Annotated in this window: 20 protein-coding genes and 1 pseudogene; 15 read left to right on the top strand and 6 right to left on the bottom strand. The window is 49.5% G+C overall.

Going from position 1 to position 20,265, the window contains the following annotated elements; genetic code table 11:
- The first annotated feature begins 65 nt into the window (after positions 1-65).
- The 4 genes from ACQ4N8_RS16605 (at position 66) to ACQ4N8_RS16620 (ending at position 3,651) form a co-directional block, all read left to right on the top strand.
- Positions 66-1,034, top strand: a complete 969-nt coding sequence (locus ACQ4N8_RS16605; protein ID WP_430705466.1) for a helix-turn-helix transcriptional regulator — start codon at positions 66-68, stop codon at positions 1,032-1,034.
- A gap of 94 nt (positions 1,035-1,128) precedes the next feature.
- Entirely contained in the window at positions 1,129-2,133 is a 1,005-nt protein-coding gene (locus ACQ4N8_RS16610; RefSeq protein ID WP_430705467.1) for a MerR family transcriptional regulator, read from the top strand.
- A complete protein-coding gene (locus tag ACQ4N8_RS16615) occupies positions 2,134-2,322 on the top strand; it encodes a DUF6273 domain-containing protein (protein ID WP_430705468.1) in 189 nt (62 codons plus the stop codon).
- Between the two features lie 648 nt (positions 2,323-2,970).
- Complete coding sequence (locus ACQ4N8_RS16620; protein ID WP_430705495.1) at positions 2,971-3,651, top strand: serine/threonine protein kinase; 681 nt, start codon at positions 2,971-2,973, stop codon at positions 3,649-3,651.
- A gap of 57 nt (positions 3,652-3,708) precedes the next feature.
- Here ACQ4N8_RS16620 and ACQ4N8_RS16625 read toward each other — a convergent pair whose 3' ends face one another.
- Positions 3,709-4,866, bottom strand: coding sequence for an epoxide hydrolase family protein (locus ACQ4N8_RS16625; protein WP_430705469.1), 1,158 nt, complete (start codon positions 4,864-4,866; stop codon positions 3,709-3,711).
- 107 nt (positions 4,867-4,973) lie between these two features.
- On the opposite strand from ACQ4N8_RS16625, the gene ACQ4N8_RS16630 reads away from it, so the two are divergent.
- The 10 genes and pseudogenes from ACQ4N8_RS16630 to sigJ all read left to right on the top strand — a co-directional run bounded on the left by ACQ4N8_RS16630 (position 4,974) and on the right by sigJ (position 14,664).
- Positions 4,974-5,834 (top strand): helix-turn-helix domain-containing protein, encoded by an 861-nt coding sequence (locus ACQ4N8_RS16630; RefSeq protein ID WP_430705470.1) that lies wholly within the window; start codon positions 4,974-4,976, stop codon positions 5,832-5,834.
- 23 nt (positions 5,835-5,857) lie between these two features.
- The gene (locus ACQ4N8_RS16635; protein WP_430705471.1) at positions 5,858-6,556 is read left to right on the top strand and encodes a response regulator transcription factor; all 699 of its coding nucleotides are present in this window, start codon (positions 5,858-5,860) and stop codon (positions 6,554-6,556) included.
- A 9-nt stretch (positions 6,557-6,565) separates the two neighbouring features.
- Positions 6,566-7,603 carry a sensor histidine kinase gene (locus ACQ4N8_RS16640; protein WP_430705472.1) on the top strand — a complete coding sequence of 346 codons (1,038 nt, stop codon included), beginning with the start codon at positions 6,566-6,568 and terminating at the stop codon, positions 7,601-7,603.
- Positions 7,604-7,667: 64 nt separating this feature from the next.
- Positions 7,668-8,351 (top strand): ABC transporter ATP-binding protein, encoded by a 684-nt coding sequence (locus tag ACQ4N8_RS16645; protein WP_430705473.1) that lies wholly within the window; start codon positions 7,668-7,670, stop codon positions 8,349-8,351.
- The gene (locus ACQ4N8_RS16650; RefSeq protein WP_430705474.1) at positions 8,348-10,657 is read left to right on the top strand and encodes an ABC transporter permease; all 2,310 of its coding nucleotides are present in this window, start codon (positions 8,348-8,350) and stop codon (positions 10,655-10,657) included. The genes ACQ4N8_RS16645 and ACQ4N8_RS16650 overlap by 4 nt, the downstream gene beginning before the upstream one ends.
- 123 nt (positions 10,658-10,780) lie before the next feature.
- On the top strand, positions 10,781-11,248 hold the full coding sequence (locus tag ACQ4N8_RS16655) for a DinB family protein (RefSeq protein WP_430705475.1): 468 nt from the start codon (positions 10,781-10,783) through the stop codon (positions 11,246-11,248).
- 200 nt (positions 11,249-11,448) lie between these two features.
- A pseudogene (locus tag ACQ4N8_RS16660) lies at positions 11,449-11,568 on the top strand (AraC family transcriptional regulator); the annotation flags it as partial.
- A 280-nt stretch (positions 11,569-11,848) separates the two neighbouring features.
- Positions 11,849-12,421 (top strand): GrpB family protein, encoded by a 573-nt coding sequence (locus tag ACQ4N8_RS16665; protein WP_430705476.1) that lies wholly within the window; start codon positions 11,849-11,851, stop codon positions 12,419-12,421.
- A gap of 156 nt (positions 12,422-12,577) precedes the next feature.
- Positions 12,578-13,765: an NAD(P)/FAD-dependent oxidoreductase gene (locus ACQ4N8_RS16670; RefSeq protein WP_430705477.1), complete on the top strand. Its 1,188-nt coding sequence runs from the start codon at positions 12,578-12,580 to the stop codon at positions 13,763-13,765.
- 47 nt (positions 13,766-13,812) lie between these two features.
- Positions 13,813-14,664, top strand: coding sequence for an RNA polymerase sigma factor SigJ (sigJ, locus tag ACQ4N8_RS16675; RefSeq protein ID WP_430705478.1), 852 nt, complete (start codon positions 13,813-13,815; stop codon positions 14,662-14,664).
- 104 nt (positions 14,665-14,768) lie between these two features.
- On the opposite strand, the gene ACQ4N8_RS16680 is transcribed toward sigJ, so the two are convergent.
- The 5 genes from ACQ4N8_RS16680 to ACQ4N8_RS16700 form a co-directional block, all read right to left on the bottom strand.
- The gene (locus ACQ4N8_RS16680) at positions 14,769-15,338 is read right to left on the bottom strand and encodes a YdeI/OmpD-associated family protein (RefSeq protein WP_430705479.1); all 570 of its coding nucleotides are present in this window, start codon (positions 15,336-15,338) and stop codon (positions 14,769-14,771) included.
- 4 nt (positions 15,339-15,342) lie between these two features.
- A complete protein-coding gene (locus ACQ4N8_RS16685) occupies positions 15,343-15,861 on the bottom strand; it encodes a DinB family protein (RefSeq protein WP_430705480.1) in 519 nt (172 codons plus the stop codon).
- Positions 15,862-15,943: 82 nt separating this feature from the next.
- Complete coding sequence (locus ACQ4N8_RS16690) at positions 15,944-16,861, bottom strand: helix-turn-helix transcriptional regulator (protein ID WP_430705481.1); 918 nt, start codon at positions 16,859-16,861, stop codon at positions 15,944-15,946.
- A gap of 68 nt (positions 16,862-16,929) precedes the next feature.
- Entirely contained in the window at positions 16,930-18,321 is a 1,392-nt protein-coding gene (locus ACQ4N8_RS16695) for an N-acetylmuramoyl-L-alanine amidase (protein WP_430705482.1), read from the bottom strand.
- 141 nt (positions 18,322-18,462) lie between these two features.
- Positions 18,463-19,455 carry a phosphotransferase gene (locus tag ACQ4N8_RS16700; RefSeq protein WP_430705483.1) on the bottom strand — a complete coding sequence of 331 codons (993 nt, stop codon included), beginning with the start codon at positions 19,453-19,455 and terminating at the stop codon, positions 18,463-18,465.
- A gap of 204 nt (positions 19,456-19,659) precedes the next feature.
- On the opposite strand from ACQ4N8_RS16700, the gene ACQ4N8_RS16705 reads away from it, so the two are divergent.
- Positions 19,660-20,166 carry a DinB family protein gene (locus ACQ4N8_RS16705; protein ID WP_430705484.1) on the top strand — a complete coding sequence of 169 codons (507 nt, stop codon included), beginning with the start codon at positions 19,660-19,662 and terminating at the stop codon, positions 20,164-20,166.
- The last annotated feature ends 99 nt before the right edge of the window (positions 20,167-20,265 follow it).

A 20,265-nucleotide genomic window follows, 5' to 3' on the forward strand; every position in this document is an offset into this window, starting at 1 on the left:
CAAGCAATGCCATTTCCATTGCCCTATATTGACTATAGAGTGGTTGAAACGAGGTGAACAGACGAATGTACGAGTGGCACAAGCAAATCCAAATCATCGTTGATGAAATTGACGAGTGTATTAAAAATCGTAACGGTGAAGCAATAACGCTACGATTTCTTTCTCGCAAGTTAGGTTATTCTGAATTTCATACTACGAGAAAATTCAAGGAAATATCGGGTATGCAATTTAGGGATTATCTGCGGCATAGAAAATTAGCCTTTGCACTAAAAGAGGTTCGGGATAGTGAAAAAAGCATGCTGGATATTGCTTTTGATTATGGGTTTTCATCCCATGAAGCATTTACCAGAGCTTTCAAGGGGGCCTATGGCGTAACTCCGAGCGAATACCGAAAAAAGCCTAAGCCTGTCGTTCTTCGCACAAAAATACACCCTTTCGACCGTTACTTTTTCGGATTAGGAGAGATTGGAATGATGAAATCCACGGATGATATTAAGATTTATTTTATAACCATTCCCGCACACAAATTTTTGCACATTAAAAACTATGAGAGCAATGGGTATTGGGATTTTTGGCAAAAGCAAAGTCTTATACCGGGGCAGGACTGCGAAACCATTTGCGGTTTGCTTGATAGTATCAAGGGCAAATTGGATGACGATGGTGAAAGCGAGCCTAACTGCAGCAGCGGTCAGATTATGGCGTATATCAATGACCCGGACGGGAGGCTCTGTGATTGGGGGATTCCTCGTACAGAGTGTTGGGGGGTACGACTCCCTGCTGATTATGAAGGCGAAGTACCGCCACAAATGCTGATGATCGATGTTCCCGAGGCCGAGTACATAGTTTTTGAACATGGCCCTTTCGATTATGAGCAGGAAAATCGTAGTGTGGAGGAAAAGATGGAAAAGGCAATGGCAACTTTTGATTTTACAGGCTCTGGTTACTGCTTTGATACTTCCCCCGGTAGAATAATTTATTTTTATTATAATCCGGAACAATTTTTTAAGTATATCAGACCCGTGCAGGTTGGATGAAGCTCGCAAGACGTACAAGAACCTAAACCCCTTTGACACAGACACCGTGTCGTACTTTATGATTAGGTTAAGGAAAAAGAAAGGAGGTTACATCGTGGAGCTGCAAAAAGCAAGTCAAGTGTCAAAGGATTACGGAATTTCTACAAGAATGCTACGTTATTACGAACAGGTGGGATTAATCCAGAGCCTGCGGAAAGACGATTATGTTTATCGGGATTATGACGAAAGCGCGGTAATCCGTTTACGGCAAATAATAGTCCTACGTAAGCTGCGTGTTCCCGTGAAGCAAATCATAAGCATACTTAATAATTCCGATGCAGTTCAGATTGTAGAAATTTTTAGGCAGAATATAAGTCAGCTTGATAAGGAAATCACGGCACTTTCTACGGTCAAATCCATATTGATGCGCTTTGCGGAGGAAATTAACGAAAAAGCCGATGTCAATTTAAAATTACTCGGCGACGGAGATTTGTTTTCTATTATAGGCACTCTTTCTTTTCCTAATAATCAAATTAAGGAATTCAAGGAGGAATTATCAATGGAAGAATTGAACAATGCAAGCGAAACGCTTAGCCAAATGATGGACAAAGACGTGCGTATTATTTTTCTGCCGCCAATGACCGTAGCAGCTTATTGCGCGAGCGGCGAAGGATGCGAGGGAATTGCAAATGATGTAATCAATAAGTTCGTCATGGAAACCGGTCTGACAAAAATCAAGCCGGATTTACGTCAGTTCGGATTTGACTGTTCCGATGGGAAAATAGGCGTAGGGGAGCCGTCGCATGCTTATGAAATATGGGTTTCTGTTCCCGACGACATGGAAGTACCCGAACCGCTTATAAAGCGGAAGTTCAACGGCGGTATGTACGCTGCACATGTGTTGAGAGCATGGGACTTTCAGGATTGGCGTCTTCTGAAGGAATGGGTAAATTCAAGCGGCAAATACGATAACGCGTGGGGCGAACCTCGATGGACGCCAGACGAAACTGGTTCGGGGCAGGGATTTGAAGAACAATTGAATTACTGGGGTAATTCTAAACACGGATTTAAAATGGAAGATATGCAGTTGGATTTATTGTTTCCGATTAGGGAAAAATAAATGAGATGTACATATTTTAAAATTGACTCAATCCTATCATTTGGTGGTTACAACTGGCGCGTACTTGACACACAAAGCAACGCGGCTTTGATTATAACCGAAGATATTATAGAACAACGTGCTTACCATGATGCTTATAAAGATATAACATGGGCTGACTGCGCGTTAAGAAAATATCTTAATGGTTAAATAAGCATCCTGCGTAGTTCTCCTTCGAAATATCAGATGAATGAGCAAGTGCAGAATGGCCCGTACATCAGACCGCTACGCCAATCCAGCCAGTCAAAGGGCGAGTAGTATTTTGCTGGCGCAAAATCTCCACTCTTAAACCCATTGACTGGCTGGATTGGTGGCAATCGTTAGCATTTGCGGTGGCTTTGCCCCCGCACCCCGGCCTCCTCCAAAGAACAGAGAAACCCGAACAGCGAAAGGCGTTTTCATGGCAACGCCGACAGAGCGTATAACACACAATACTTTGCTTCGCAAAGACCCAAAGGCGCGTTGCCCCCTTTGGATTCCCCCACAACAAACGGCGGTATGCTACCCTTTTCGGGAGCATATCGCCGTTTGTTGTCAACAGCCCGTTTCACGGTCTGCGTGTAGTTCCTTGTAAACTGACAAAAGGGTAAAGCTCATACTGATGAGTACGATATGATGGCTGAACTGGAGACAGATGATAAGCTGCGGAAATATTGGGAATTCAAAACTCCGGTGATTTATAATAAATAGAGAGGCTGCGCATGACGACAATATCACGGTAACATTTTGAAACGGGCATAGTGTTCGGTAACTTTTCGGGAGGCTTTTCCCATGAACTCGCCTAAAGGAGTGGATGATATGAATTCGGATTGGAAACAAGCGGAGGAAGCATTAAGGCTTGTTGAACTGGAAGGACAAGAAAACAATAAGCCGGTTTCCGTCATCCGGTTTCCGGAAAATTTGCGCTGCATCGGTATCGGTACGGATGCTGCCGTCTTTTATGATCCGGCCACCCCTGATTACGCTTATAAAGTGTATACCGCGCAGGCTTTAGAAAAGAAGGATGTTGAGGCAGGGATCTATGATCGGTTAAAAGGGTCGAGTTATTTTCCCAGGTGTTATGGTGTTGGTCCTAATTATTTGGTTCTAAGTTTAGAACAAGGTATGACGTTGTACGATTGTCTTCTGCAAGGTGTACCGGTTCCCGAGCAAGCTATCCAGGACGTGGAGGAAGCCCGTCGGTTCGTCCGAAGTCAAGGGCTGAACCCAAGGGACATTCATCTTAAGAACGTCCTCTTGCAAGAGGGAAGGGGAAAAGTCCTCGATGTTTCGGAATATATCAAAGAGGGCAACGACAACAGGTGGGAGCACTTGGTCTGGGCGTATCAGCACGTTTATCCGCTCATCGGCGGGGTAAAGGTTCCGTCATGGATGCTGGAAACTGTAACCAACTGGTATAACCGGATTGATACGGCAACCTTCGGTATCGAGGACTTCGCTAAGCGAGTGAGCGGGTTATTTTTCGGTGAGCGGAAATAAACAAGGGGTAAAGGCTAACCGAGCGGTTAGCCTCTTTCGTTTCGCAACGCTTCCGATTCATTCGCTTTTCGTTCTAAAAGGTCTGAAGAATGCGCGAATGTCATCGGCTAACAGCTCCGGTTCCTCCAAAGCGGTAAAATGTCCGCCGCGGGGCATCGGAGTCCAGCGGGTTATATTCAGGTTGCGCATGGCCCATTCCTTGGGCGGCAACAGGATATCTGCCCGGAATAGGGCAAGGCCTGTCGGAACCTTGATGTAGCCGAGTGGCGGCAAAGAATGCGCATTTTCATAATACATATGTGCTGTCGATCCTACGGTGTTCGTCACCCAATACATCATAATATGCGTAAGGAGTTCATCCTCGCTGAATTTTTGCGCAAGGTCGCCGTTACAATCGCTCCATGCCCGGAATTTCTCCATCATCCAACCGGCCAAACCTACGGGCGAGTCGGAAAGTCCATAAGCCAGCGTTTGGGGGCGCGTCGATTGAATGGACATGTAGCCACCCTCCTGAGCAATCCATGCCGAAGCCTTATTCTTGTATTGCCGTTCTTCTTCCGAAAGCTTGGCCTGATCCGATGCAGCTATGAGATCTCGGATAATCCCGATATCGGTTAGATGGATTCCGTATAACCGTTCGGGATGGTTTGCCGCCAGGTATCGGGTCACACCGGAGCCCATATCCCCGCCTCCGGCAGCAAATTTTTGGTAGCCTAATTCTTCGGCCATGAGCTTAACCCACATGTCGGCGACACGAAAATTGTTGACGCCGGATTGTTTAGGACGGCTGGAGAATCCAAAGCCGGGCAATGAAGGGACGATGACGTCAAAAGCGTCCTCGGGGTTGCCGCCATGGCTGGCCGGATCCGTAAGCAGCGGGATGACTTTTTGGTAACGAAGGTAACTGTCGGGCCATCCGTGGGTAAGAATCAGGGGTAAAGGATTAGGTCCCTTACCGCGTTCATGCACAAAGTGCACGTCGATCCCGTCGATCTGGCAGCGAAACTGGGAAAAGCGGTTCAACTCGGCTTCTTGTGCGCGCCAATCATAATGGTCCCTCCAATACGAAACCAGCGATTTTAAGTCATTTAATTCCGTGCCCCGTTCCCAACCCGTATTTTCTAATTGATCCGGCCAACGGATGTGTTGGAGTCTATTTTGCAGATCGTCCAGGATTTCATCAGAGACGTGAATGTGAAAACGTTCAATCGTCAAAACGATTTCCCTCCTCTTCTTAATACATCGTAATTATATCCCTCAAGCTTGTGTGGTACACTGGCATAAACGAAACATCCAACTATACTATTTGATAGGTGACTGCCGTGCCGCAATTGGACCGATACAAAAACCGTACCGTAAACATTGAATTTGTTGCAGCAGAGGATTTTTGTCAACTACCTTATCCTGAACGTCTTTCTCTGATTTTCATTACGTCGGGAAGCATAAAAGGGTTTCTGAATGAACGTCCCATATCGATTGCCGCTCCCGGCGTCCTTTGCCTTGCTGAAGACGATGATCTGAAAGTCATGGAGAAGCAAAACGTTGCCGCGCAATCCTTTCAATTTCATCGCGCATTTCTGAACAGCGTAACTTTTTCCGAATCGCAGGTTTACCTTCCGAATCCTCCGAGAACACAAACGGGTCTTTCCCTTTTTCAAAGAGATCATCCCTATCCAGGCGTACCCCGCATAACCGAGAAAGCGTATCCGCTTTTATTTGAATGGTTTTTTATCCTTGGCACGGAAGTGCAGGCGCAAAGTGATGAACGGTGGAGGTGCAGAATCAAAAAATACCTTATCCAAATTTTAGGTATGCTTGAGGATATAAATCGAGACAGCGAACAATCGCCTGTTGACTTGGTTTTAGAATATATACATACCCATTATTCGAGAAAGATATCATTGGAAGATTTGACGAAGTGCGCTCATTTGAACCGCGTGAGTCTGAATAAGATGTTTCAGGAAAGATGCGGAACTACCGCCATCGGTTATTTGCTGTCGCATCGCTTGAAAGTAGCGGGTGATCTGTTAACCCATACGGATATGAACCTGAATGATATTGCGCGCGCCACCGGATTTGAGTATGACACCTACTTCATCAAACAATTTACGTCCAAAAGAGGGATGTCGCCGACAACGTATCGGACGAGCCCCGCAAGTTCTCTACTGTTCATTAGAGGATGAGGGCACGAGGGGGAAGTGAAATAATGAACAAAATCCTGCTGCTGGAGGATGATTTGAGCCTAATTGACGGGCTTTCGTATTCGCTGAAGAAGCAAGGGTTTGATTTGGATATGGCCCGGACGGTCAGGGAGGCGGAGGCTCTTTTTGCGGAAGGGAAAGCGGACGGTACATATGATTTGCTGATTTTGGATGTGTCCTTGCCGGACGGTTCCGGCTTTGAGGTATGTAGGAAGGTGCGGCAGGTTTCGAAGGTTCCGATTGTTTTCCTGACGGCGTCGGACGAGGAAGTGAATATGGTTATGGGATTGGATATGGGCGGCGACGATTATATTACTAAGCCGTTTAAGCTAGGGGTGCTGGTGTCGAGGATCAATGCCGTGCTGCGGAGGACGAAGGATTTTGGCGCGGCGGAGGCGGAAATGACGTCGAATGGCATCAAGGTGCTGCTGCTGCAGGGACAAGCTTATAAGGACGAGACGGCTCTGCCGTTGACGGCCGCGGAGTATAGGCTGCTTTGCTTGCTCATGAGTCATCCGAATCAGGTGCTTTCCAAAGAAATGATCCTGGACAAGCTGTGGGATGGCCAGGGAAGTTATGTCGATGACAATACGTTGGCGGTTTATATACGCAGGTTGCGCATGAAGATCGAGGAGGATCCCAATCATCCGCAAATCCTGTTGACGGTCAGAGGCATGGGCTATAAGTGGAAGGTGACGAATTGAGGTGGGATGATGCGCATTTTTACTAATCAGGATATTAAAAAGCTGTTTATTTCTCTGTCTTGCCACTTATTGTTGTTTATGGGGTTGTCCCAGCTTGTGATCTGGCCGTCCAGCGGCTTTATGCATCTGGGCCTTTTCTTGCTTTCGCTGTTGATCGCCGCAGGCGTGTTGGGGAGCTGCTTCTTGTACTTTAAAAGACAGGATCGCTTAATGGAGGAGGCTGTTGCTCAAATCTCCCGTTTCCTAACGGGCAACCCCCAGGCACGCATCGAATGCGATAGCGAAGGAAGCCTTTATAAGTTGTTTCACGCGGTGAACACGCTGGCTACGACGCTGGACGCGCATGCCGCCAAGGAGCAGAAAACGAAAGAGTTCCTGAAGGACACGATCTCGGATATTTCTCATCAGCTAAAAACGCCCCTGGCCGCCCTCAATATCTATAATGGGCTCTTGCAGGACGATAGCGAGGATCCGGCCGCCCTGCGGGAATTTGCGGTCAAGTCGGAACGGGAAATCGACCGGATCGAAACGCTGGTCCAAAGCCTGTTGAAGATTACCAAATGGGATGCCGGTTCGATTATGCTCGAGAAGTACCCCGAAAACATCGCCGATCTGATGAATGACCTCCGGCTGCATTTTGAAACGCGCGTCAAGCTGGAGCGGAAAACCATGACCCTGTCGGGACCGCCGCGGGCCGAACTGGTTTGCGACCGGGGCTGGATTCTGGAAGCCGTAAGCAATCTGGTGAAAAACGCGCTGGACCATACGGAAGCCGGCGGTCATATCGCCATCGAGTGGAACGAGTTGCCTTCCATGACGCAAATTACGGTCAAGGATGACGGAAGCGGCATCCACCCGGAAGATATCCACCATATTTTCAAGCGGTTTTACCGCAGCCGCTTTTCGAAAGATACGCAAGGCATCGGCCTGGGCCTGCCGCTGACCAAGGCCATTGTCGAAGCGCATGACGGCAATATTACGGTGGACAGCGCAGTAGGGAAGGGCACCGCTTTTGTGCTGAGTTTTCTTAACCTTACGAAACCGTAAGCCGGGATTCATGGGAGCGTAAGCCGCGAATAGTAAACTCCGTAATAGAAAGGAGTGAGCGAATTTGAATTTGCTGGAAGTGAATTCCGTATATAAAACCTATGGAACCGGCGAAACGGCCGTGAACGCCTTGAGAGATGTAAGCTTTACCGTACCCAAAGGCGAGTTTGTCGCGGTTGTCGGGGAGTCCGGCTCCGGAAAAAGCACGCTGCTGAACATGATCGGAGCCCTGGATACGCCCACGTCAGGTAATGTGAAGATCGACGGGAACGATATTTTCCGTATGAAGGACGAGAAACTGACCATTTTCCGCCGCCGGAATATCGGCTTTATCTTTCAGGCGTTTAACTTGATCCCGGAACTGAATGTAGAGCAGAACATTACCTTTCCTTTGCTGCTCGATTATAAGAAGCCGGATCAAGCGTATGTGGAAGAAATCCTGGCCGTTTTGTCCTTAACGGACCGGCGCAAGCATTTGCCCCGCCAGTTATCCGGCGGACAGCAGCAGCGCGTGGCGATCGGCCGCGCCTTGATTACCCGCCCGATGCTGATCCTTGCGGACGAACCTACCGGCAACTTGGACAGCCAAAACAGCAACGAGGTCATCTCCCTGCTCAAAACGGCATCCAAACGCTATCGGCAGACGATTATCATGATTACGCATAACCGGAGCGTGGCTTCGACGGCGGATCGGGTGCTGCAAGTGTCGGACGGCGTGCTTACCGATTTAGGAGTGTATGCCGAATGAAAAGCTATCTGGGTTTGGTTTCGGAACATGCCAAAGTCCATCGCAAGAAAAACCGGCTCACCGTGGTTTGCATCGCCATCTCGGTGATGCTGGTCGTGGCCGTGTTCGGGATGGCCGACATGAGCGTGAAAGCCCAAATCAACGAGAATATCCGGCAAAAAGGGAATTACCATGCCGTCATTGCGGGGATCTCGGACGTCACCGCCGGGCAAATCGCCGGCCGGAGCGATGTGAACGTATCGGGTTGGGTCGGGATGGCCCAGGATACGGTTTTTCAAGGAAAAAAACTGCTCATTCAAGGCGGCGAACAAGATATCGCCGAACAGATGAATCTGGTTGTGGCCGAGGGAGCGTACCCGGCTACCGAACAGGAGGTTTTGCTTGACCGGCCGGCTCTTGAGCAATTCGGCCTATCCCTTGGGGATACGATCGAAATTGCTTTGAGCGACGGGCAGAAGCGGCCATATCGGATTACCGGGACGTACAACGATTTTTCCAGTTTGAAAGGGACGGACTCCCACGGCCTGTATCTGTCAACGGAAGGGATTCGCGCGTTTCCATCCGAGAAAAAAGAATATTATTATATTCAGTTTAAAAGCAACGTGAACATTAACCGGGCGCTTTCCGCGATCAAAGCGGAGTTTGGACTGACCGATAAACAGGTCTCCACGAACCTGATCCTGCTTGGGTTGATGGGACAAAGCAACGACAGTTCGATGCTTGGTCTCTACCTTACGGCGGGCATTCTCTTTGTCCTGATTACGATGGCCGCGACGTTTATGATTGCCAGCAGTTTTAATATGAGCGTGCTGGAACGGACGCAATTTTTCGGCCTGCTGCGTTGTCTTGGCGCCACGAAAAAGCAAATCAAACGGTATATCCGGCGGGAAGGTTTGCGGTATTGCCTGAAAGGGATCCCGATCGGGCTCTTGGCCGGATGCGGCGTGATGTGGGCGGCGGTTTTATCCCTGAACGCCTTGAATAGTAAGTATTTGCCGGAAATGCCGGTGTTTCAAATCAGCTGGCCTGCTATGGCCGCCGGTACGATAATCGGGTTCTTAGTGGTCATGCTCGCTTCCAGGTCGCCGGCCCAAAAGGCGGCGAAGGTATCTCCGCAAGCGGCCGTAACCGGAAATATCAATCAGGCGAATCATCAACCTATCCACCGGGCGGCGAACACCAAATGGTTTCGCGTGGATACGGCGATGGGGTTTAGGCACGCTTTATCCAATAAAAGGAGCATGGTGCTGATATCCGGTTCTTTTGCGCTAAGTATCATCCTGTTCTTATGCTTCACGGTCTTGATCGCCTTCATGGGCCATGCCTTAAGGCCTTTGAAACCTTACGCGCCGGATATCTCCATCACGGGCATGAAGGACTCCGTCTTGCTTAGCCGCTCCCTGATGGAAGAGGCCAAGGCGCTTCCGCATATCAAGAATATCTATGGACGGATGGTTTCTCGTGATATTCCGGCCAGCCACCAACAGGGGGACAATCAGGTTACGTTGATTTCCTATGACGAACCCCAGTTTCAATGGGCGGAAGACACACTGATTTCCGGAAATAGGGATCAGGTGCAAAACGGCAACGGGGTATTCGTCAGTTATTCGGAAGATTTGAAATGGAAGGTAGGGGACACGATTACCCTTTGGTTGCCCGGGGGAACTTCTAAGGTTCAAGTTGCCGGGATCCTCTCCGACACGCCGTTTGTGGCCACGAAAGGCGAATGGATCCTGATTGGCTCCGAAGCCACCTTTACCGCGCTGACCGGGATGTCGGACTACGCCATTATCGACATGCAAGTCGAAGAGGATATTTCCGACCAGGTCCGAAGCCTGATCACACCGCAAATGCGGCTGCTCGACAAACTGCAGGGCAACCGCGAAACTCGCTCGGCCTATTACGCCATGGCGGTTTTCGTTTACGGGTTCTTGCTGGTGATTGCGCTGGTCGCGCTGATTAACATCCTAAATACGGTAACCGCCAGCGTTTCCAGCCGCATGGGCCACTATGGCGTGATGCGCGCGGTAGGCATGTCCGGCAAACAACTGAAAAGGATGGTTACGGCCGAAGCCGCCGCTTACTCGATATCGGGCAGTCTGGTAGGCGGTATTTTGGGATTGCTGCTGCATCGCTTCTTTTATGGAATGATGATCACCTCCAACTGGGGCGATCCTTGGCAGCCGCCGATCCCGGTTTTGGCGGTCGCTGTTATGGCGGCCATCCTCACGACGTTTGTGGCAGTGATCGCACCGACCAAGAAAGTTGCGGGAACGAGCATCGTCGATGTGGTGAATGCGCAGTGAAAGGGAGTTCAGAGTGAACTTAAGCTAATAATAGAAAAGCAAGGAAAAGGGCACGAGCGAATTCGCGCCCTTATTTTACCTTCCAGAGTGCTGGGGTAGGTGTTCGGTCTTTAAGCGACTCCTATGGGCTTGAAAGTAGCTTGTATAAAGATAAAAGCAGAACAAACATTCGCAACATTTGCCGTAGCTCTTTTAACATACATCGCGAATGAACAAGCAGCATCAGAGAATGAGAGCAAACAAACCATTTGGTCAATTGTGAATCATCTTATTTTTTGGAATGTGCAGTGGCTTGAGCGATTTAACACTGAGAAATTTTTAATAAACAGTACATTTAATAACGATGAAACTTTTTATTTGGAGCCGGATAGTATTAACGAAAATAGATGGAAGGAGACATTGGAAAGACTTCAGAAAGTTTTTAGCAATTGGAGAAAGGCACTTGAAGAATGTGACGAATCAAAGTTTAGTACAGAAATTCCTGCATATTTTAACGCTCCTTGGTGGGGAGTGGTGTCAAATTTATGTATCCATAATGCATATCATATTGGTCAAATAATGTTACTAAAAAAACAAATAAGAGATAAATAGAATCAATTTTGAATAATTAATATTCTTGCTCATATGTGAGAAAAAGCTTCCACTATACGTGCGGATTGCTTAAGTATTTACTCGCAAAGGTATGACGAAACGTATGGCAGGAATATTGACTCCGCTGCTGCATTTATTCCTTTTTCCCGTTATGATAAGAGTAGCAGTAGCTTATCCAACATATGGGGAGTCAAATGGATATGAGTAATTATCTGGAAATTCCGGAGTTTGAGGATCCCATCCCGTTTAGAACATTTTTGAATGACGGTATGACGATTGTCTATCCTCATTGGCATAAAGAAATTGAAATCATCTATTCCCGATAAGGCAAGGCGGTTGGGCAGTCGCCCTTGCAGTACAAGAAGAATTTGAATAACAACTAATGCTAAAGAGGCTTTAAACAAGAGATTTTTGCTTAGGCCTCTTTTTTAGTGCATCCATGACGGCGCAAATTCGGAAGTTTTTTGCGGGAAAACGGGAAGAAAGAGGCTGCGGATGAACATGCGGCTCCTGCGAATTAATGCTAAACTGCAAACCTGATCGACCGCTTCGGCGTATTCTGGTGGATTTCCATATGACAAAAGGAGGCTGGCGTGTGCAATGAAACAAGATTTTTCCCTGGTAACAGAAGAAGAGCTTGCGCAGCTCTTTCCCATTCTACTGGAGCCCTATAATCCAAAGTGGAAAATATATTTTTTACAAGAGAAGAAGTATCTGCATACCGTTTTCGGCGATAGCATTGTACGGATCAATCATATCGGCAGCTCATCCGTTGAGGGGCTTATGGCAAAACCGACCGTGGATATCCTGTTGGAGGTAAAGGAAGACACCGATATTGAAAAAGCAACGGAAACTTTGCTGGATGCCGGTTATATCGTCAATACTCCTAAGCGCGATATCATCATGTATTTAAAAGGCTATACACCTAAAGGATTTCAAGGGCAGGCAGTACATATCCATGTTCGGCATCCGGACGACTGGGGCGAGTTGTACTTTCGCGACTATTTATTCACCCATCCGGATATAGCGGCAGAATACGCGAAACTGAAAGTATCCTTGAAGGAAAAATATCCTCATAACAGAGATGGATATACAGATGCAAAAGGTGAATTTATCAGGAAATATACGGATATGGCCAGACAAGAGTATGCGGGGAAATATCAAATCGGATGAAGCGCTGAAGGAAACTATTACGAAGAAAATGGAGAGCGTTTTCAATTTAACGGCTACACCTTAGGACAGCGGGAGTACTACTCAAGATAATTTCCGATGTCACAAATCAGAGCTTTACGTTGTTATATGTGCAAACGTAAAAGGAGCTGAGGAATGATGAACGACTTGACATGCATCATCATCGGAGGTGGCCATGCAGGGCTTGGGGCGCTCAAAATATTAAAGGAAACGACCCAGGGCATGGCGAACGGTCGGCGGATTCGGTTTGTTCTGATCGATAAACAGCCCGGTCATGTGCGCAAAGTGCTGTTGTTCCGGCCGGCTGTAGGCGAGGAAGAGATTATGATTCCCTGGAGACATTGGTTTCCGGAAGGCGTCGAATTCGTGCAGGGGACGGTCACGTCCGTGGATAGCGGGGAAAAACGGATTCGTTATACGGACTCGCAAGGAAATGATGCCCGAATTCACTATGACCTTCTAGTTGTGGCGGTCGGCAGCATCGTTCGGCGACCGGAGCCCGATCAGGGCGGCATCGCTTTGACCGACCCGCAGGCTGCGGCAGATATCCGGGAGCGCTGGCGTACCAATCTGCGGAAGGCTGCCGATGAGCCGAACCCGGAAGAACGAAAGCGACTGATGTCGGCAGCGATTGCGGGAGCGGGCATCAGCGGCATCGAGACGTCCGCCGAACTGGCGCTCGCCATGCGGGAGGAAGCGTTGGCGCTGGGATTGAATTCGTCCGATGTCTCCGTGTATCTGCTGAATGCACAGGAGCGGCTGTTTCCGGAAGCGCCGGATATTGTCGGCCGGAAGTTGGAACTGACGCTGGGCGGATGCGGCGTGACCGTGCTTCATCATCGTAAGGCGGTGCGGGAGGAAGCAGGCGTGGTGACGCTCAGCAATGGCGATTGCCTGGCTGCCCGCCTATGTATATGGACGATTGGCCTGATACCGAATCCGGCCCTTCGCAGCATGGGCCTGCCGCTTACTCCCGATGGTCAAGTGCTGGTGGATGAATGCTATCGCGTCAAAGGGGCGCCGGGCGTATACAGCATTGGCGACTGCGCGAGAATCGTCGATCCGAGAACCGGCAAGGCGGATCAGATGACGTGCAAAGAAGGCGGGATACAGGCAGATCGATTGGGGAAAATCGTGATGGCCGATCTGGAGGGCCGCCCTGCGCCGGTTCATAAATCGGTACCGTTGGATTTCTTCTGTATCGGCCTGGGGGAGCATCATGGGTTAGTGTGGGGACGCAAATGGGGACTGAATATGATCATAACGGGAAAACCTGCGTGGAAATTGAGGAATATTGCTTGGAAAGCAGGCAGTAACCTTCGATAGAAATCAAGAGACCAAGTGCTAATCGCTCGGAAAAGGAGAGACAGCGAATGGAAGAGCTGTACGCTCAATATAGAGCACTGCTGTTCACGCTTGCCTATCAGTTGACCGGCTCTGCGGCAGACGCGGAAGATGCGGTGCAGGACGTGTTTTTTAAGTCGTTCGACGCGCACCCCGAACGTTTGGAGAAACCGAAGGCGTATTTGTGCAAAATGGTGACCAATCACTGCCTCAATCAGCAGAAGTCGGCGCGGAAGAAGCGGGAAGTATACGTCGGTCCGTGGCTCCCCGAACCGGTTCGGACGCCGGAGACGGATACGCTCGAGACAACGGTCGTCCGCCGCGATCTGCTGTCTTACGCCATGCTCGTACTGTTGGAGAGATTGACGCCGACAGAGCGGACGGTTTTCGTCCTGCGTGAAGCGCTGGGTTTCGACTATCCCGAGATCGCGGAACTGCTAGGCAAGCAAGAGGCGAATTGCCGCAAGCTGATGAGCCGGGCAAGAAGCAAGATGGGAATATCCGAAGATGAGCCTGTCGCGGCCGAAACGGTGGAATTGGAATGGGTTAGCCGGTTCCTCATCTCCCTCGAGCAAGGCGACGTTGATCATGTGATGTCTTTGTTGACCGAAGACGTCATGTTTGTCGCCGATGGAGGCGGCAAAGTACTTGCGTTCAAGCGCCCGGTACAAACGCGCGATCAGGTGGCCCGAGTGCTGCTTGACGGGTTCCAGAGCATTCAGGGGAAATTTCACTTCGAGGCTGCTCCTCTGAACGGTGAAACCGGTATCGTAATCCGTTCGGGAAACGAAACCGTAGCCACTCTATTTATACAACTTCGACGCGGAAAGCTTGCCAGAATGTATGCCGTACGCAACCCGGATAAGCTTGCCCGGGCGTAGGCAGTTTAATGAATCAACGAGCCTCGGTAAACCGCGGCTCGTTAATTATTTCCAGCATTTAAGAATAATAAGGAACTCCATGCTCCCTATTCGATCTGGCTCCCCTAATATTCCAGCAGGCGCCCATGATCATGCCATTGACCGTACATTTTATTTTCTCTCGTGTTTGTTATAAATTTGTCTAATCTCCTCATAAATAATTCGGGTTGGTTTTTGACGCTTTGGATCGTGTCGATCCGAACTCTTTGGTAAAGAGCCGGAAAGGCCAAGAACTGCTCATATACTTGCTGTTCCCCTTGTAGCCTTTGTTCTATAACCTTGTCTATTTTGAAAGAATCGGGGTCCATATCGGGAAGTGACTTTCTTCCTTCGTCTGTCATGAACCCCAGCTTTTCGAGGCGGCGGACGCGTTCTTTATTTAATTCGGTCCATGAGCTTTTTGGGCTTCTGGGAGATAGTCTCTGCGCCAGCTCCGTTTCGGATGTTTTCTTCTTGATACTATCGATCCATCCATAACACAACGCTTCTTCGACCGCGTCCAAATATAAGAGGGTATCCGGGTTGGGTTTCATGCTAGCTACGACCCAGCAACATTGTTCTGTCTTGCTATGCTCATGCAGCCAAATCCTCAATTCATCTCTCGATTTTACGGGAATTAGATTTTCGATTTCCATAGATTCATTTCATGGCTGCCTCAGGTTCCTGATACCAGAAAAGGGCGTAGTCGTTCATGGCGGATGCGTGGCCCAATTGACGCAACATAGTAGAAACATTGCCCCTGTGGTAAGATCCGTGATTGACAACATGCAGCACCATTTCCGATAAGCGGGTTTGGCGGATACCGGCGAATGGATTATCAAGCAGAATGGACTGCTCCAAGTCGGTTTGGCTTCGGAACCAATGTCGGTATTGTTCGGCTAACTCCTCAAAGGCGTTGGCGTATTCATCCACCGAATCCAGGATCCGCTCATTTAGCGGTCTCGTGGCTTGAAACGCCTCCGGCATCCCCGTAGCCGTCAATACCAGATACCACATCTTATCTACCGCATAGATATGGCTCAGGGCATGGGCGATGGTGGGGAACGAGCTGTTCACTTCTTGACTCAGCACGGAGGACGGGAGTTCCTTGATTCTCCCCAGGATCGTTTGGTTGGCCCAAGTGTGGTATTTGTACATTTCTGCTGGATGATTCGTCATTCGTATCGTCTCCTTTTGATTTGCTATGGATTTGTTTTTGTTGATACCCAGATTATAAAAAAAGAAGTATGACAACAGTCTGTCATACTTCTTCATAAAGTTTGATCGCATTTTGCAGCTGTTCTTTGATCATGCCTCGAAGTAGAGGAGGCTCGAGGACTTCGGCGCCGCTGCCGAAACTCAGCAGAATGGTCCAAAGCCATCGTGCGCGGAGCGGCTGATATACGGGAATTCGCACGGTCATGCTTCCATCGGCATGAAATTGCTTATCCGCCTGGTGAAACTGATCCATCACTTCCGCCAAAGCCTCGGGTCTCACCCGGATCACAACATCCTCTGTCTCACCATCCCATGCTGTTTTTGAAGAGTCGGCCTCTTTGGGCACCTCTTGATGCGGCTGAAAGGTATCCCGCGCCAGGAACACATTCATCATCCGGGAGAGCCGGAACTCTCGATATTCCCGCCGTGACCGGCAGAAACCATAGATGTACCAGTTGCCAAATTTAAAATGAAGCCGGATCGGTTCCAAATCACGGGTTGTGCGTTCGTTCTGTGCATTGATGTAGTCAAAACGGACGATATTTCGCTGCGTAATGGCCGTGCGTAATAGAGGGAGCACGTCAGGATCCGTCCGGCGGGTTTCCAGGTTCACCGCCAGGCTGGGAGTCTGATGATCCGCTTCAATCGTCTGCAGCCGTTCGATGGTTCCCTGTGCACGCTCGTCTTCAAACACGGAGGAGAGGCTGTTCAGCACGGTGATCAGGGAGGCGACGTCGTACGAACCGAGCAGGCTTTTATCCATTTTATATCCGTCCATGATGCCGTATCCGCCGTTCGTCCCCTGATACGATACGACCGGGAAGCCCGCGGCACAGATTGCGTCAATATCCCGATAGATGGTTCTTTGGGAAACTTGATATTCTTCGGCCAGCATGGAGGCGGACAAAACTTCGTGATTCAGCAGCTTATAAATGATGGAGATCAATCGCTCCAGTTTCATAGGTATCCCCGCCCGTTAATCCATTTCGTATTGCTGCTCATGATTATATCATAGACTGCGGATCCAATTTAGTCGGACTGCGAAGCCGGCAAATTCAGCAGCTCGGAAACCGTCACGAAGGAATACCCCTCCGCTTTAAGTTCGGGAATCATTTGCTTCAGCGCCTCGATCGTATTGGCGAGATGGTTTTTTCCATTGGCGGTATGCTGCAATACGATCCCCCCGGGATTTAATTGCTCGTGGACCAGCTTCATGATCTCCTCTGAGGAATTCCCCGACCAATCCATCGTATCCACCGTCCAGTTGACCACTGCCAAATTCATTTGGTGAAGCTGATCCCGTTTATCGTCACTCAGTGCGCCGTAGGGCGGCCGAAACAGGCTGGGGCGATATCCGATCGCGTCCTCGAGCACTTCTTGCGTATCTTCGATCTCCTTCATCGCCTCGTCCATCGAGATTTCGTCAAAATTCGGATGAGACCAGGAATGGTTGCCGACGGCATGGCCATCCTCGGCGATGCGCCTAACTAGGTCGGGATTGGCTTCGGCTCGATTTCCCAAGATAAAAAAGGTCGCCTTAATGTCATTTTCTATCAATACCTCCAGAATATTGGGGGTAACGATACGATCCGGACCGTCGTCAAACGTTAAAGCCACTTGCTTCCCGTCCTTTGCCGAACCGTTGAAATAGATTTTGTTTTCAATTTGCTGATGATCCTGATTCAGGGATGCCGGCGGAACCTCTTTAAATTCTTCAGTTAGCGTATGGTTACGTGGAGTGCGTTGGCTAAAATATTTCTTTAACCCCTCCACGATGGCCCGGGCCGCCCGATCCTGTCCGTCGCTGCTTAGCAGCTTATTCTCCTCTTCTTGATTGGTCAGGTAGCCCATCTCCACGATCACTGCCGGCACTTGCGCCTTGGACAAGATAACGAGCTGTTCCTTTTTCACGCCGCGATCCCGAATATCCAGCGCTGTTGCGACCTGTTCCTGAAGCGTCCCGGCAAGCGCTTTGCTATTGTTATGATAATATAAGGCTTCCGTCCCGGAAACCGACGGATCCTCGTACGTGTTGGCGTGAATTGAAACCAGCGCATCCGCATTCCAATCGTTGGCGATCGCCGCTCGATCCTCGAGTTCAATGAATTGGTCGTCCTCACGGGTCATACGCGTTTCGAACATAGGGTCCTGCTCGAGCAGTTGGTATAGATGCTGTGCCAATGACAGGTTAAACTCCTTCTCATAGGCTCCGCTGTTTCCTGTTGCTCCCGGATCTTTGCCGCCATGGCCCGCATCGATCACGATCCGGAATTTCGATGGAGCGACCTGATTAGTTTCCGACAGGGGAGAAGGGAGCTTTACGACGGAGGACCCGCTGCTCCAAGCCATTCTAATTCCTATAAGCATGACAACGAATAATAGCAGTAAAATATACACCCTTTTGACAGCTTTGTTTTTCATGATTCACTTTCCCTTCTACTGTTCAAAGGGAATACTACATGATAGAAATAAAGATCATATGCAGTCGATATAAAGAACATATAAAAAAGCGCAGAATGTGAATTCTACGCTTTCCATCTTGATCTCCATGATCCATCCGGCTCACAGGCTGCGGATCCAATCGGCCTGCGAGCCGATAAAGCGGCATACGGCCGCGGATTTGCTCGTCTGGTCCCGGAGGACGTGAACCGGATCGAGTCCGGCCTGATAGCGGTGCAGGAAATGCAGGAACACGTCCAGCTTGCGCAGTTGGATCAACTCGGGCAAGAGTTCCAGCTCTTCCGCCTCCAGTGCGCGCGCACTGCGGTAGCCGTCCAGCAATTCTTTCACTACGGCTTTCGAGAGGCCGCCGGGAGCGGAAAGCTGTTCGGCCAGGCAGACGGCGAGTTCCATCGCCCGGAGGTCGCGGGTGGCGAACTCGAAGTCGAGCACGGCACGGACTTCTCCATCCTCCACCAGGACATTGGAGTACGAGAAATCGCCGTGAATCCATTGCCGGTCCAAGCGGCGGATAGATTCGGCTTGGCTGGACAACGAATCCAGGATGTCCAGCAGAAAGCCGGCCTCTCCGGCTAGCGCGGTGAGAGCCGGATCTATCTTATAAAGGCGGAGGGCGCTCACCGCCGCTTCTTCCGTGTCCGGGCCGAGCAGCTCATCATACGGTGGATAAGAGGGGGCGGCTTCAAGTCGCAGCCCTTCCATGGCCAAGGTTAGTTGGCCTGCAACCTGCCCGTAGGCGTATGAGAGGTCGTGGCGGTCGGCGGCCGGCTTCGCGCCGGGCAAGTAACTGAACACGGCCGCCAGCTTTCCGTCCGGCGTGGTCGCCCAGGTGGCGCCTTGCGCGGTGCGCAGCGGGCAGGGGATTTGAAACGGCAGCTCTTGTCGTGCCAGTTGAAGAAGCAACTCGTGCTCGGTCGCCAGCTTTCGGGTCGAGCGGTGGTTTTCATAAATGCGCAGAACCTGAACCTGTCCGTCCTCAAGGACGGCGTAGCGGGTGGTATTGTTCATGCCGCTGTCGCGCTCTTCGACCCGCAATACGGGAGGCAGCGGGTAAGCCGCCAGGATGGAACGGTAGTAGGCTTGGTTCGTCTCCATGTAATTAAGTCTCCTTAGGTTGTGGCTTATGTGATAAAAACAGGGACGTTTTGCCGTTTTCTGAATCTGATTCAGCAATCATTATATCATCGACTCTATAGCGGTTGAAGCAGATAAATAAGCAAGGTCAAAAGCGGAGGCTTAAAGGAAATTAAATACAAATGATAGAATCTTATGATATTCGATACGGAAAGGTGATGCTCATTGAATTATTCGGAATTCATTGAATTGTACAAGATCGATCTCAAGCGTTACTCCATCGACGAATTAAAATATGTATCAGGGGAAGGGGTCTGGTCTCTCGGTCAAATGTACGATCATGTAATTCTTGCGGCGCTCGATTATCTCGATCAAGCGCAAAAATGTTCGTCCGCTAATGAAGAACAGCGGCAAGGAAAGACAGAGGCCGGAAGTCAATTATTTCAAGCGGGTTCATTTCCTCCGGTAAAAATTAAATTGCCGGAAGGATTTGGAGATGAACCAAGCAATTCCAGAACCGTAGACGACCTAATGCGCGGACTGGATATAGTACTTAAGAGAATGACTGAATGGGAAGAGAAAGTAGATACGATAAATCCAAATTATAAAGTTCGACATGGTGGATTTGGGTGGCTAAACGCGCGGGAGTGGTTCGATTTGGTAGGTATGCATTTTCGCCATCACTTGCGTCAGAAGGCCGAATTGGAACGCAAGCTTGAGTTTAGAAAGTAATGTCTGGTAGATTGCGCAGCAATTGACCTAAAGAAAGAGTTAGCGCATTGAGCCAATTGAGAAGTCAGCGAAGAAAGACAGCATGGCAAAGAGGCCGGA

The organism is Paenibacillus macerans (assembly GCF_050565405.1).
GTDB lineage: Bacteria > Bacillota > Bacilli > Paenibacillales > Paenibacillaceae > Fontibacillus > Fontibacillus macerans_B.

What these genes read in the sequence shown, in the direction of transcription:
- ACQ4N8_RS16620 (WP_430705495.1), top strand. Translation starts at nt 2,971, where the DNA reads ATGAATTCGGATTGGAAACAAGCGGAGGAAGCATTAAGGCTTGTTGAA.
- ACQ4N8_RS16695 (WP_430705482.1), bottom strand. Translation starts at nt 18,321, where the DNA reads ATGAAAAACAAAGCTGTCAAAAGGGTGTATATTTTACTGCTATTATTC.
- ACQ4N8_RS16685 (WP_430705480.1), bottom strand. Translation starts at nt 15,861, where the DNA reads ATGACGAATCATCCAGCAGAAATGTACAAATACCACACTTGGGCCAAC.
- ACQ4N8_RS16680 (WP_430705479.1), bottom strand. Translation starts at nt 15,338, where the DNA reads ATGGAAATCGAAAATCTAATTCCCGTAAAATCGAGAGATGAATTGAGG.
- ACQ4N8_RS16635 (WP_430705471.1), top strand. Translation starts at nt 5,858, where the DNA reads ATGAACAAAATCCTGCTGCTGGAGGATGATTTGAGCCTAATTGACGGG.
- ACQ4N8_RS16640 (WP_430705472.1), top strand. Translation starts at nt 6,566, where the DNA reads ATGCGCATTTTTACTAATCAGGATATTAAAAAGCTGTTTATTTCTCTG.
- ACQ4N8_RS16690 (WP_430705481.1), bottom strand. Translation starts at nt 16,861, where the DNA reads ATGAAACTGGAGCGATTGATCTCCATCATTTATAAGCTGCTGAATCAC.
- ACQ4N8_RS16650 (WP_430705474.1), top strand. Translation starts at nt 8,348, where the DNA reads ATGAAAAGCTATCTGGGTTTGGTTTCGGAACATGCCAAAGTCCATCGC.
- ACQ4N8_RS16700 (WP_430705483.1), bottom strand. Translation starts at nt 19,455, where the DNA reads ATGGAGACGAACCAAGCCTACTACCGTTCCATCCTGGCGGCTTACCCG.
- ACQ4N8_RS16615 (WP_430705468.1), top strand. Translation starts at nt 2,134, where the DNA reads ATGAGATGTACATATTTTAAAATTGACTCAATCCTATCATTTGGTGGT.
- ACQ4N8_RS16670 (WP_430705477.1), top strand. Translation starts at nt 12,578, where the DNA reads ATGAACGACTTGACATGCATCATCATCGGAGGTGGCCATGCAGGGCTT.
- ACQ4N8_RS16655 (WP_430705475.1), top strand. Translation starts at nt 10,781, where the DNA reads ATGGGCTTGAAAGTAGCTTGTATAAAGATAAAAGCAGAACAAACATTC.
- ACQ4N8_RS16605 (WP_430705466.1), top strand. Translation starts at nt 66, where the DNA reads ATGTACGAGTGGCACAAGCAAATCCAAATCATCGTTGATGAAATTGAC.
- ACQ4N8_RS16665 (WP_430705476.1), top strand. Translation starts at nt 11,849, where the DNA reads ATGAAACAAGATTTTTCCCTGGTAACAGAAGAAGAGCTTGCGCAGCTC.
- sigJ (WP_430705478.1), top strand. Translation starts at nt 13,813, where the DNA reads ATGGAAGAGCTGTACGCTCAATATAGAGCACTGCTGTTCACGCTTGCC.